The sequence below is a fragment of the Bacillus sp. FSL H7-0578 genome, from assembly GCF_038630855.1.
Lineage (GTDB): Bacteria > Bacillota > Bacilli > Bacillales > Bacillaceae > Bacillus > Bacillus safensis.
In genome coordinates this window covers 1,216,657-1,229,982 of record NZ_CP152045.1, presented here as the reverse complement: position 1 = coordinate 1,229,982, position 13,326 = coordinate 1,216,657, and the positions used below count along the sequence as shown (strand labels likewise).

Here is a 13,326-nt window from a genome sequence, read left to right as displayed (position 1 = left end):
TTGTCCTATTTTCTATTGTATAAATGACAGGCGACTTCATGTCCTTCTTCCACCGCTTGTAATGTCGGCTTTTTTTCAGCACACACATCCATCGCGGCAGGACATCGTGTTCGAAATACACAGCCGCTTGGCGGGTTCACTGGACTTGGAATTTCTCCTTTTAAAATAAACCTTTTGCGCTTGTCCTCTACGTCAGGATCTGGAATGGGGATGGCAGACAGCAAGGCTTGTGTATATGGGTGAAGCGGTGTTTGATATAATGCATCACTCGTCGTCAATTCGACGAGATGACCTAAATACATGACACCGATCCGGTCACTAATATATTTCACCATGGACAAGTCATGTGCAATAAAAAGAAAAGTTAATCCTTCCTCTTTTTGCAGTTTTTTCAGCAGGTTCACGACCTGCGCTTGGACGGAGACGTCTAGTGCAGAAATCGGCTCATCTGCCACAATAAATTTTGGCGCTAAGGCAAGTGCTCTTGCAATGCCGATTCTCTGCCTCTGTCCCCCGCTAAATTCGTGCGGATAACGGGTGGCAAAATCATAGCTTAATCCTACCGCTTCAAGCAGTTCTTTCACGCGGGCAATCCTTTTCTTTTGACTGCCATAAAGCTGATGAATCTCCATTGGCTCCAGCATAATATCTTTTACTGACAGTCTTGGATTTAACGAGGAATACGGATCTTGAAAGACCATTTGCATTTGCCGGTTGAAATCAAATGATTCTTTTTTAGAAAGGTGGTGAAGACTTTTCCCTTCATATAAGGCTTCACCATCTGTAGGTTCATAAAGACGCATGAGCACTTTTCCAAGTGTGGATTTGCCGCAGCCAGACTCACCAACGAGACCAAAGGTTTCTCCTTGTTTCAGCTGAAAAGAGACACCATCCAGCGCTTTTAAGGTTCTCCCTTTCGATAGATGAAAATGTTTTTTAAGGTTGTTTACTTGTAAGAGTGGTTCAACTGTCATGATCGCTCCTCCTCTCGCTTGGTAAATACCGCCTTGCACCTGCCCATTCCTTTTCATATGAAGTGCCAGAAAGGGAGAGAAGCTCAATTTGTCTGCCAGTTTTAGGCGAATGAAGCATCATCCCGTTCCCAGCGTAGATCCCTACATGGCGGACCGCTCCCTTTCCGTTTTCATTTGCAAAAAACAGCAAGTCGCCTTGTTCTAAATGGCTTGATGTAACCGGCGTTCCTTGAACAGCTTGGTCACTTGCATCTCTCGGCAAAAGATATCCGCACGCTTTGTACATGCTGTAAGCAAAGCCTGAACAATCATAGCCAAAGCTGCTCATGCCTCCCCATAAATACGAAAGGCCTATAAATTGTTTTCCTGCGTCTACGACATCTTTGCCTGTCAGAGAGAAAGCATGTGAGCCTGGGCGTACATCCGCTTTGTTGATTTCTCTTATTCCTACTGGGGTGACAACATGAAATTGATCATCAGTTTCTTTGGCTGCTGCCAGCTCTGTTAAAAAACTAATCTCCATATCTGGTTCCCCGTTTTGATATAGCGTGGCTTTTTTCTGACAAACGATAAGAGATACAGCTGACGCACTTCCCTCAGTTACTTGGTTTAATTGCTCAGCAGGTATATAGCCTGGATAGCCTTCTGGATGTTTCCGGCTGGCCTGCTGCGGTATGACGACTTTTATCCAGCCATCTGTCTCTTCTAATCCAATCACTCGTTCGCCGAGCAGTATTTGAGATTGAATCAAATTTTCTTCACATAAAGCCAGCTTTTCTTCATATGTTTGCTGGTCAATCCACTCTTTGATGTTGATGGAGTCCTGAAGTACCTTCTGATCGATTTCTCTCGGCGAATGCGGCGCTGTCCATACGTTAGCGACTGGAACCTTTGATTCGTATATCATCATGAGACTCCTTTCACCCCTTGAATGCCTAACCCATGATGCAGCGGTAAAAATATGTCTTTTCCTTTGTACACGATTCCTCCGTCTATCAAGTCCTCTTTCAGCATAAGCGGGGCATCAAAATCGCAGCGGGTGATATTCGGCTGGCTTGCGGCGAAATGTGCCGCAGCTGTAATGCCAAGCTTTGACTCAATCATACTGCCAACCATGCACTGAACACCGTATGCTTCGGCTAGGGCATTGATTTTTAATGCTTCTTTTATGCCGCCTGATTTCATTAATTTTAAATTGATCAGATCGCAGCTTCTCGTTTCAAGCACCCTAATGGCATCATGAAAACTGAAAATGCTTTCGTCTGCCATAATCAGTGTTTCAGTTGCTTCTGTCACACGGCGCAGCCCTTCAATATCTTCTTTCGGCACTGGCTGTTCTACTAGTTCAATATTCAGCGCTTCCATTTTTCGAATGGCTGTGATCGCTTCCTTCCACGTCCAGCCCTGATTGGCGTCGAGCCTGATCTGAATATCCGGACCGACTTTTTCTCGAATCCGCTTGATCCGCTGAATATCCGTGTGTATATCATCTTTTCCTACTTTAACCTTTAACGTCTGAAAGCCTTCGGCTGCGTATTGCTTCGCATCTTCCGCCATCTCAAGCGGCCGGTTTACACTGACCGTATAGTCGGTTTCGAGCTGATGACGATATCCGCCAAGGTATTGATAAAGCGGAAGTCCTGCCTGCTTTGCTAAGCCATCATAAATGGCCATATCGATTGCAGCCTTTGCGCTTGTGTTGCTTGCGAGCACGCGGTTCATAGCAGAAAAGATTTGTTCATACTCTGCCAAGGAAGCCCCTAGCAAAATGGGTCTGATCACTTCACAGATGGCATAGTCGATGCTTTCCAGCGTTTCTCCTGTAATCACCGATGTGGGAACTGCCTCTCCGTAGCTGACGTCACCTTGATCATATGTGATGATGACGATCAGAGATGCTGCGTCATACACCGTTCTTAAAGCGGTTTTGAAAGGCTTTTTTAGCGGCACACTCGTTCTGCATGTACGAACATCCACAATGTTCATTTAATCGCCTCTTTCGCTGCAACGCCTGGAGAAATGTGCAGTTTCTTCCCTGCCGCATCTAGTGCAGCCTGCACGCCCATCGGAATGGCAAAGTTCGGTGATGAATGACCGATCCGAAAGCCGCCGAGTGCGGGTTTCTTTTGCGGCACAATATAGGTTTCCCACAGCTGTTCCAAGGTTAAGGACTGGTCTTTCTTTTTTGGTTCACATTGATGAAAATCGCCAATGATGAATCCAGCCGCATCATCCAATTTTCCAGCAGAGGTGAGGTGCTGCATCATGCGATCGATTTTATAAGGCTCTTCGTCAATATCTTCAATGAACAACAGCTTTCCCTTCGTATCAATTTCAAAAGGTGTGCCAAGTGTTGTCACGATGAGGGCAAGATTCCCTCCTATGATGTCCCCTGAAGCGGTGCCGGGGTAGAAGGTATGAAGAGGTGACAAGTGATGCGAATACGTAAAGGCCTTCGGCGTGAACAGCTGCAAAAAGGTATCCTTCGTATACGGATGGACCTCTTCAAGTCCCACATCAGAGGAAAGCATTGGACCATGAAAAGTCACAAGACCCGTCTGCTGCTGGATGGCCGTATGTAAAAACGTAATGTCACTATAACCCCAAAAGATTTTTGGATTCCGGCGAATGAGATCATAGTCAATGACTTCCGCAAGTCTTCCAGTTCCGTACCCTCCGCAGGCACAAATAACCGCTTTGACTTCTGGATCTTGAAACATGCCATGAAGATCTTCCACTCTTTCATGATCACGACCTGCTAAATATCCGTACCGGGAATCAAGATACTTCCCTTTTTTCACCTTCAGCCCAAGGCTTTCTAAAAAGGCAATCCCTTTTGCTAATTTCAATTCATCAGGCGGGCTTGCTGGTGCGATAACCCCCACCGTATCCCCTGTTTGAAGCGCCGCTGGCAGCTGGTTCATGCCAATCCCCTCTTTCTCTTTATTTCTTACAATCTATGGGCATCTTCTCCATAACATGAACAAATAAAGGAACAGACGCTTTTGTTCAAAGCGTCCCATATTGTTGACAAAGAGCTAAAATGATCTTTATTTTAGCCCTTTGTCTTCTATTCAGCGTGACCTGAAAACCTTTGCAGCCCTAGGAAGGACGAGCATCGGAGCGGAGCGAATTTGACATTCGTGAGTACCGAGCGCAGGACTGACAAAGAATGCGAGGGTTTGTCCGCGCGCTGAGACGCTTTTGTTCAAAGCGTCCGTGTTCCTCTTTTCCTTCAATTACTCTCCATCTACTTGTGCCCATTTCAAATCGATATACCCAACAGGGTGGCGGACAATTCCCTTCACGCCCTCTTTTTGCAAATGCACTTGGTTATAAAAATGAATTGGAATGATCGGTGCTTCTTCAATGAGAAGTGCCTCTGCATCATGAAGGATGCTGTTTCTTTTTTGTTCATCTGCTTCCTGGCTTGCCTTTTTAATCAGCTGATCATAGGTGTCGTTTGACCATCCAGTCCGGTTCATCGCATTCCCTGTTTGGAAGCTCTCTAGGAAATTGATCGGATCTGCATAGTCTGCTAAAAATGAACTTTGCGAGAATTGGAATTTCAGCGCCTTTTGATCCTCTGCAAATACATTGGCTTCCATGTTTGCAAGCTTCACGTCCACACCCAGCGCTTCTTTTAATTGCTGCTGGATGGCTTCAGCTTTTTTCTTATTCTCAGGCTTTGTGCTATATGTTAATGTGACGGGCGGCAGCTTCGAATAGTTCTCTTCTTTCAGCCCTTTTTCTAATAGCTTCGCAGCTTCACTCGTATCTTGTTTGACAAGATCGCCGCCAGCTTCTCTGAAATCATCACCCTTTGAATCTAAAATCCCCGGTGAAACGAAGGCGCGGGCAGGCTTCTCTTTATTCTTCGTGACATAATCCACGATATCTTGCGGGTTGATCGCCATTTGAAAGGCTTTGCGAATGTTCTTATTTTGAAAAGGTTCCATGTTCACATTCAGACGATAAAAGAACAGTCCGGCCTGATCTTCAATTTGCACATCTTTATTTTTCAGCAAATTTTCACTTTGTTCTGCTGGAACGAAGGCAGTGTCCAAATCTCCCGATTGATACATTTGATAATCAGTGTTTCGATCACTGATCATCAGCCACTTTACCTGATCCAGCTTGACTGATTTTTTGTCCCAATACGTCTCACTTTTTTCCATAGTGAAGCTCTCATCATGCTTCCATTCTGTCAGCTGAAACGGTCCATTCCCAACAAAGGTATTGGCATCCTTTGCCCAGTTTGGATCCTTCTCTGCTACCTTCTCATTGACAGGGAAAAAGGCAGGGTTTGCGGTCATATTTAAGAACGATTTCTGCGGGTATGCCAGTGTGACCTTTAGCGTTTTGTCATTTTCAGCACTGACTTTTACATCCTCTTTCTTTCCTTTTCCGCTGTTAAATGCCTCTCCGCCTTCAATCATGTATGCTAAGAACGATGCAGAGGAGCCTGTTTTCGGATCAAGCAGACGCTTCCACGCATATTCAAAGTCACTCGCTTTCACTGGGTCACCATTCGACCACTTGATGCCGTCTCTTAAATGAAATGTGTATGTTTTTCCATCCTCTGAAATCTCCCATTTTTCCGCCATTGCAGGAGATGGTTCGTGCTTTTCATTCAGTCTCGTTAATCCCTCCATTAAGTTATTCAGACCTTGCCACGATACATTATTAAAACCAATCGGCGGGTCAAATGACGTCGGTTCGTTTTCGTTATTTAAGGTTAATACTTTCTTTTCATCCTTATTGCTTGATGATCCTTTACCTGCTTGCTCATTGGCTGTACATCCAGCGAGCAGTATGATGATAAACAAACAAATACTGATGATCCACCCTTTTTTCCTCATCAAAAACTCCCCCTTTGTGTTGAAGATAACATCGCTTGGTTCGCTCGCTCATCCTGAAGCCAGCAATGCACTGTATGAGTAGGTGACCGCTGCGTTTCGTGCGGCATGATATGATCACACACTTTCATGGCAGCCGGGCAGCGATCGGTATACGGACAGCCCTTTGGCGGTGCAAATAAATCAGGCGGGCTTCCTTCAATCGGAATCAGTTCATCTTTCATATCAAGTCTTGGAACGGATTGCAGGAGCCCTTTTGTATAAGGATGCTGCGGACTGTAAAAAATATCCTGCCTTGTTCCGGTTTCAACCATTTTCCCTCCGTACATGACCGCTACCCGGTCGGCAACTTGGGCTACGACCCCTAAGTCGTGTGTGATTAAGATAATGGTAACCCCTGTTTTCCTCTGAATCTCTTTAAACAGCTCTAAAATTTGTGCCTGTATGGTCACATCCAGCGCGGTCGTCGGTTCATCTGCGATCAGCACCTTTGGCTCACAAATCAGTGCCATGGCAATCATGAGCCGCTGCCTCATTCCCCCGCTGAATTGGTGCGGATATTGCTTTAGTCTCTCCTTTGGCTGCGGAATACCAACCAAATCAAGCATCTGTATGGCGGCTTCTTTCACTTCTTTTTTCGTCAGCTTTTGATGCTCCTTCGCCGCCTCCATCAGCTGATCTCCTATTGTCAAGGTTGGGTTGAGTGCTGTCATCGGATCTTGGAAGATCATCGAAATATCCACGCCTCGTATGGCGCGCATTTCTTTTTCAGATAATGACAGCAAGTTGCGGTCTTGAAACCAGATTTCTCCCTGATCGACTTGCGCGCTGTATGCAGGCAGAAGCCTCATAATGCTTTGTGATGTCACACTTTTTCCGCAGCCTGATTCTCCCACAATGGCGAGGGTTTCTTTTTCATATACATCGACATTCACTCCGCGTACTGCTTGAACTGAACCGCCGTATGTCCGAAAACTGACGTGCAGATCGATAATTTGTAGAACTTTTTTCAAAGCGCTTCACCTCTTCATCTTTGGATCAAGCGCATCTTGCAAGCCATCACCTAAATTGTTAAAGCAAAACATCGTGAGTGAAATAAAAAATGCCGGGAAAAATAAACGCCACCAATGTCCATTGTCTGACAGCACAGTCGGCAAAGCGTCATTAGCCATCACGCCCCAGCTTGCAAACGGCGCTTGAATACCTAAACCGAGAAAGCTTAGGAACGCTTCAGCAAATATCGCGGTCGGTACAGTCAGGGTCATTTGGACGATAATCGGCCCCATCGTATTTGGAAGCAGGTTGCGGCGAATGATCCGCAGGCTTTTGGCACCAAAGGTTTTTGAGGCAAGGACATATTCCTGGCTTTTCAGCTGAAGAACCTGACCTCTCACAATTCTTGCCATTCCAATCCATCCGGTGACAGTGAGCGCTACAATAATGGTGACAAGCCCTGGCCCCATGAGCACCATCAATAAAATGACGACGAGTAAATAAGGAAGTCCGTAGAGCACCTCGACAATCCGCATCATGACATGGTCGTATTTGCCTCCCTTATAGCCCGCTATGCCCCCATAAATCACGCCGATGGCAAAATCAATCAGGGCTGCCATGACACCCACAAATAATGAAATACGGGCTCCGTACCAAGTGCGTGTGAACACATCTCGTCCAAGCTCATCTGTTCCAAACCAGTGAGCAGCCGAGGGCGGCAGATTTTGCATCGAAAGACGCTGCTCTGTCACACTATTTGGCGCAAGCAATGGGCCTAAGACTGCCATGACAAAAAGAAAAATCAAGACCGATAGGCTAAACATCGCAAGCTTATTTTGCTTCAGCCGCCTCCATGTATCTGCCCAATAGGAAAGAGAGGGTCTTTTAATGGCATGGGCTTCTGTTTTCTTTTGCTCTCGTGGAGAAAACCATTCGTCTGGCACTTCAGGATGCCTGTTCGGTGGATCATGCTGAAGGTGTATACTCATGCCTTTCCTCCTTTCTGATGCAGCTGAATCCTCGGATCAAGGAGACGATACGCCACATCGACAATGAAGAGAAGTGTGATTAAAATAATGCTGTAAAAAACAGTGGTTCCCATGATGACAGGATAATCACGGTTGTTAATACTCTCGACAAAGTATTTTCCCATCCCAGGAATGGCGAATATTTTTTCAATGACAAAACTTCCTGTTAAAATACTTGCGACAAGTGTTCCAAGAATGGTCACAACGGGTAAAAGTGCATTCCGAAGCGCATGCTTAAATACAATTTTAAAGGGAGAAAGCCCTTTTGCTTTGGCCGTACGGATATAGTCTTGCGACAGCACTTCAATCATGCTCGATCTCGTTAACCTGGCGATAATGGCCATTGGGCCGACAGCAAGGGCGATTGTAGGCAGCACCATATGCATTGGACTTGTCCACATCGCTGTAGGAAAGAGCTTCAAATTGACAGCAAGCTGCTGAATTAAAAGGGTAGCAAAGATAAAGTTTGGAATGGATATACCGAAAACTGCAATGGTCATGGCGATGTAATCAATTAAACCATTATGCCGGAGGGCAGCCATGACCCCTAGCAGGATGCCAGAGATGACAGCAATCAATATCGAGATAAGACCAAGTTCTAATGAGACTGGGAAGCCTCTCGCCAATAGATCATTGACACTTTCAGAAGGCTTTTTAATGGAAGGACCAAAATCAAAGGTAACAATGGATTTTAAATAGATGACATATTGAACATAGAGTGGTTCGTCTAAGTGATAGTAGCTTTCGAGGTTTCGCTGGACGGTTTCGTTTGTATTTCGTTCTTCATTGAAAGGCGATCCTGGGATGACCTTCATTAAAATAAACGTTAAAGTCGTAATCGTTAAGATCGTAGCAATCATCGCAATAAAACGCTTGAACAAAAAGCTGGCCATCTGCTGTCTCCCCCTCACTTAACAAAATGTTGTACGTGCGGCAAGCTCTGTCATGACAAGCATCGCTTGATAGGCTTCTAATATATTGTCTGCTTGGTACGTCACCGTCGTTGTTCCTTCTATGATGGCAGTACCCGGCATTAAATTCGCCCATTCAGCTTGTCCATAATTGGCAAACTCAATCTTAAGCAGCGGCTGATCAGGAGGCGTCAGCGGCTTCATTTGATCAATCTGTTTCATCGCGGCTTCCACTTGCTGCGAGATTTGTTTATTGACTTTGGCAGGAGGTAAGCATTTCACAGCAGATCTTGAGATGGTTTCTTTCACTGCCACTGTTTTCACACCAGGCATCAGCTTTTCTGCCTCAAGTGCTGCTTGATCATCCCCGCAAACAAGAATCACCGGCACACCATAGTAGCCTGCCACATACGCATTAAAGCCCATTTCACCAATTGGATGATCATTTATGTAAAAATGTCTGACCCCAAAAATCATACTGTGTGACATCACACCTTTCATTGATGCCCTTGCATGATAGCCTAAAAAAACAGCTGCATCATAGGTTTGATCCAATCCTTGCACCATTGAATAAGGCTTTACGTCACCTGATATGAGAACTGCCTCTTCATGTAGTTCTTCGATCAAAAGATTATTCATTTTAGAATGACTGTCATTCACCAAAATATCGGTGGCACCATGCTGGACAAGCGCCTCTACACAGGCGTTCACTTCACCGGTCATAATGCGTCTGCCACGCTCATAGTTATGCTGGCGTGAATCAACAAATGTATGATCAGCTAGACCAGTAATTCCCTCCATATCGACAGATAGATAGAGCTTCATTCCCATCCCCCTTTAATTAAACATAAAATTTGTGTATATTTTTCTAAATTTTCTAAAAAATTATATGAGAACTTGATTGATTTTTCAATACAATGTCCGAAAATAAGGAGTTTAGACTCAGATAATACAGGTCAAAAGGATTTTTTAGAAAGGATTTTTTTAACAAATAAAACACCACTAACTATGTCTTTAGTGGTGTTTATCCGCTTCGTTGATCTGAGATTTCAGCTGTTCATATTTCTTCATGGTTTGTGTAAATAAATCATCAAACATCTGAGGTGCCTGCTGTTGAATGACCTCAGCACCTTCTCCTGTAATTCCCCCTTTTGTCGCCACTCTATCGACAGTTTCAGCAAAGGTTAGGCCTCGTTCTACAAGGACCTGGCCAGTTCCTAAAAGGGCATACGTTAAAAATTCATTCGCTTCCTCTAAGGAAAGATCACTATTTCTCACAGCCGCTTTTGCCATTTCTTCAAAAAGAGCAGCGATAAAACCAGGAGATGAGCTTGTCAAATTGCTCGCCGCATCAAACCGGTCTTCCTCTACCTCCCTGACGATGCTAAAAGCTGAAAGCAGCCGGTGCAAACGCTCCTTGTCCTCACGTCCTGCGGCTGCACCATGCGCAACAAGGGATACGCCTGTCCCAACAGCTGACGTGAGCGTTGGGATGTATCTGGATACTGGCTGCGCTGTATGCGCCTGTAACTTTTCTAATGTCACAGCTGCTGCTACTGACACAATATGTACCGCTCTCCCTTTAGAAGGCAGCTGATCCAGAACATTTAGTACAGCAAGCGGCGGCACGCAGACAAACAATATATCACATGACGCAGAAAGTTCGTCTAATGAACAAATGTTGACTTCTTGGTGCTTTTCTTTGAGCTGATGAAGGCGCTCCGTTTCACTTCTTGTATGGATCATGATTTGATGAGCATCCAGCACCCCATTTTCCAGCCACTTTTGCACCATCATATCAGCCATACTTCCATATCCAATGATTCCAATTGTCTCCACAGTTTAATCTCCTCTATCTTGCTTAGATTCACTACTTATTTTAACAATTTCCCACAATGTTTTCATTTTTATCCCACACTTTTTTCATACGATAAAGTCAGTCCCCACCACATACGGTAAAACACCCAAACACATACATGAAAAAATCATTGAAAGAGAGTGATTGAAATGACACAGCACAAAGATGACAAACAAACAATTGAACAACTTCAAAAACAGAAAAAGCCAAACGGCTGGTTTAAGCCATTTGTCAGCGGTGTTGTAGGCGGTACATTAGCGTTAGGTGTCTACGTTCTTTCGCCATATGCTCAGCATTCATCAGACAGCACTGCAAATGATTCGGCAGCGAAAACTGAAGCAGTATCGACAAATCACACGAATTCGTCAAAAACAACAGCCGTCCAAACATCAAATTCATCAAGCAGCATCTCCAGTATGGTCGAAAATGTATCACCAGCTATTGTCGGCATTACAAACTACCAAGCACAAACTCAAACAGACACGAGCTTTGGCGATTTCAATACGCCTTTCGATGAATCACAGCAAAACAAAAGCAGTCAAGAGGAAGAAACCGGTACAGGCTCAGGAGTGATTTTCAAAAAATCAGGCAATAAAGCCTATGTCTTAACAAACAACCACGTCATTGAAGGGGCAAATAAACTAACCGTATCCTTACACGATGGCAAAACCATTGAAGGAAAACTGGTTGGAGCTGATCCGCTCACTGACTTAGCCGTTGTGGAAATTAGCAGCAGTCATGTGACGAAGGTTGCGGCATTAGGCAATTCCTCCTCACTGCGTGCTGGAGAAACCGTCATTGCGATCGGAAACCCGCTTGGTGAAGATCTTTCAAGAACGGTGACACAAGGAATTGTCAGCGGTGTCGACCGAACAGTCTCTATGAACACATCAGCAGGCGAAAGCAGCATTAATGTTATTCAAACAGATGCAGCCATTAACCCAGGTAACAGCGGAGGCCCGCTTCTGACGACAGACGGAAAGGTTGTGGGGATCACGAGTATGAAAATCTCTGAAACAGGTGTTGAAGGCATTGGGTTCGCACTGCCAATCAATGATGTCAAACCAATCGCTGATCAGCTTCTCGCAAAAGGAAAAATTGAACGTCCATATATCGGCATCAGCATGCTGGATCTCGAACAAGTTCCAAATGTGTATCAAAAAGAAACTCTCGGACTTAAAAGCAGTCAGCTCAATCAAGGCGTGTATGTCAAAGATATCGCCGCAGGTTCACCTGCCGCCAAAGCTGGCTTAAAGTCAGAGGATGTCATTACCGGCATCAATGGGAAACAAATCAAAACTGGCAGTGAATTACGTCACGAGCTATACACGAATGCAAAAGTAGGAGACACCGTGAGCATCACCCTCATTCGAAACGGAAAACAAGAAACAAAGCAGGTCACATTAACACAATCTGAATCTAAGCAGGTCAGTTCCTAATAAAAAAACAGCTCAGTTGATGAGCTGTTTTTTTATGACGACTGAATTGGCGTTAATCTTTGTTCAATTTCTGCTCGTTTATGCTCTAGGAACGGCGGAAGGGCTAATTGATCGCCAAGCTCATCCACCCCTTCATCGACTGTAAATCCAGGACCATCTGTTGAAATTTCAAATAAAATACCATTTGGCTCTCTAAAGTAAAGAGCTTTAAAGTAAAAGCGTTCTACAACACCAGAGTTCGTGAAGCCTGCTTTTGAGATTTTTTCATACCATTTTTCAAGCTCCTCTGCATCCTTCACGCGAAATGCGACGTGATGCACACTTCCTCTGCCGGAACGTTCAGAAGGCCCTTCTGTTTTTTCGATCACATGAATTTCTGTTCCAGCACCGCCATTTCCTGACTCAAAAATGGTCACGATCTCACCATTATTTGATTGTTCACGTGCTCTTTCAGTGAAACCAAGGATGTCCGTTAAAACACGGATCGTCTTGTCAGCTTCTGCAACGGTTAATTCAACTGGACCTAAACCTCTAATCGCAAACTCTGCCGGAATATCATCATGCACTGGCGGTGAGCCTGCCTCTTGCGTATTCGGTTCTACTGTTAAAAACAGCTGCTGCCCTTCTGGGTCTTTAAAACGCAAAGCAGGTCTTCCGCCTCTCAAAGAAGCTGTTTCTTGCTGCACGCCTTTATCTTCAAACCGCTTTTCCCAAAACGTGAGTGCCTCTTCAGAAGAAACGAGAAGACCTGTGCTTGTGATCGCATTCGTCCCTTCCAAACGGCGGGCAAGCATTGGAATTTCAAAGAATGTAAGCTCTGTTCCTGGTGAAGCGACCTCATCTCCATAAAACAAATGATACATAGACGGGTCATCTTGATTGACTGTTTTCTTTACAAGTTTCAAGCCAAGGATTTGGCGGTAGAAATCAATATTTTTCTGAGCATTGGCTGTTAACGCAGATACGTGGTGAATCCCATTGATTTTCATTATTTTCACTCCTATTTTAAATTATCTCGAATTCGAGATAATATCCTTATGAATAAAATAGTTCATTTTTCAAGAAAAGTCAACCATTTGGCTGCACGTTTACTGGATGTTCGGTTTCCGGCCATTAAATTAACATTAAATCAAAAATAAACTTTCATTGTTCGTTTTTAACGCAACATTCACCCTAATATCTCCAATAAACGAACACTTTCAAATACAAATACGAAAATCAGAAAATTTTTTTAATTCTTGTTTTCCTAAAATCGTATTACAAT

The 13,326-nt window shown here is 44.4% G+C and carries 12 protein-coding genes; 1 reads left to right on the top strand and 11 read right to left on the bottom strand.

From position 1 onward, the window contains the following. Positions 1–5: 5 nt before the first annotated feature. The 10 genes from MHB41_RS06220 to proG all read right to left on the bottom strand — a co-directional run bounded on the left by MHB41_RS06220 (position 6) and on the right by proG (position 10,604). Entirely contained in the window at positions 6–974 is a 969-nt protein-coding gene (locus tag MHB41_RS06220; RefSeq protein ID WP_041116397.1) for an oligopeptide/dipeptide ABC transporter ATP-binding protein, read from the bottom strand. Further along, on the bottom strand, positions 964–1,881 hold the full coding sequence (locus MHB41_RS06215; protein WP_327828151.1) for an NlpC/P60 family protein: 918 nt from the start codon (positions 1,879–1,881) through the stop codon (positions 964–966). The genes MHB41_RS06220 and MHB41_RS06215 overlap by 11 nt, the downstream gene beginning before the upstream one ends. Then, positions 1,881–2,960, bottom strand: coding sequence for a dipeptide epimerase (locus tag MHB41_RS06210; protein WP_327828150.1), 1,080 nt, complete (start codon positions 2,958–2,960; stop codon positions 1,881–1,883). Before MHB41_RS06210 ends, MHB41_RS06215 begins: the two co-directional genes overlap by 1 nt. After that, a complete protein-coding gene (locus MHB41_RS06205; protein ID WP_034281493.1) occupies positions 2,957–3,898 on the bottom strand; it encodes an LD-carboxypeptidase in 942 nt (313 codons plus the stop codon). Before MHB41_RS06205 ends, MHB41_RS06210 begins: the two co-directional genes overlap by 4 nt. Positions 3,899–4,213: 315 nt before the next feature. Beyond that, complete coding sequence (locus MHB41_RS06200; RefSeq protein ID WP_340898868.1) at positions 4,214–5,836, bottom strand: peptide ABC transporter substrate-binding protein; 1,623 nt, start codon at positions 5,834–5,836, stop codon at positions 4,214–4,216. Continuing rightward, positions 5,836–6,846, bottom strand: a complete 1,011-nt coding sequence (locus MHB41_RS06195; protein WP_044331813.1) for an ABC transporter ATP-binding protein — start codon at positions 6,844–6,846, stop codon at positions 5,836–5,838. The genes MHB41_RS06200 and MHB41_RS06195 overlap by 1 nt, the downstream gene beginning before the upstream one ends. 6 nt (positions 6,847–6,852) lie before the next feature. Continuing rightward, positions 6,853–7,815, bottom strand: a complete 963-nt coding sequence (locus MHB41_RS06190; RefSeq protein ID WP_034281490.1) for an ABC transporter permease — start codon at positions 7,813–7,815, stop codon at positions 6,853–6,855. Further along, positions 7,812–8,747, bottom strand: coding sequence for an ABC transporter permease (locus tag MHB41_RS06185; protein WP_034281489.1), 936 nt, complete (start codon positions 8,745–8,747; stop codon positions 7,812–7,814). The genes MHB41_RS06190 and MHB41_RS06185 overlap by 4 nt, the downstream gene beginning before the upstream one ends. A gap of 18 nt (positions 8,748–8,765) precedes the next feature. After that, positions 8,766–9,590 (bottom strand): M55 family metallopeptidase, encoded by an 825-nt coding sequence (locus MHB41_RS06180; protein WP_340898869.1) that lies wholly within the window; start codon positions 9,588–9,590, stop codon positions 8,766–8,768. A 189-nt stretch (positions 9,591–9,779) separates the two neighbouring features. Next, entirely contained in the window at positions 9,780–10,604 is an 825-nt protein-coding gene (proG, locus tag MHB41_RS06175) for a pyrroline-5-carboxylate reductase ProG (RefSeq protein WP_340898870.1), read from the bottom strand. Between the two features lie 168 nt (positions 10,605–10,772). Between proG and MHB41_RS06170 the strand changes: the two genes are divergently transcribed. Continuing rightward, a complete protein-coding gene (locus MHB41_RS06170; RefSeq protein WP_176967501.1) occupies positions 10,773–12,062 on the top strand; it encodes a trypsin-like peptidase domain-containing protein in 1,290 nt (429 codons plus the stop codon). 32 nt (positions 12,063–12,094) lie between these two features. Here the strand turns inward: MHB41_RS06170 and MHB41_RS06165 are convergent, their stop codons facing one another. Continuing rightward, positions 12,095–13,051 (bottom strand): ring-cleaving dioxygenase, encoded by a 957-nt coding sequence (locus tag MHB41_RS06165; protein WP_176967502.1) that lies wholly within the window; start codon positions 13,049–13,051, stop codon positions 12,095–12,097. Positions 13,052–13,326 lie beyond the last annotated feature (275 nt).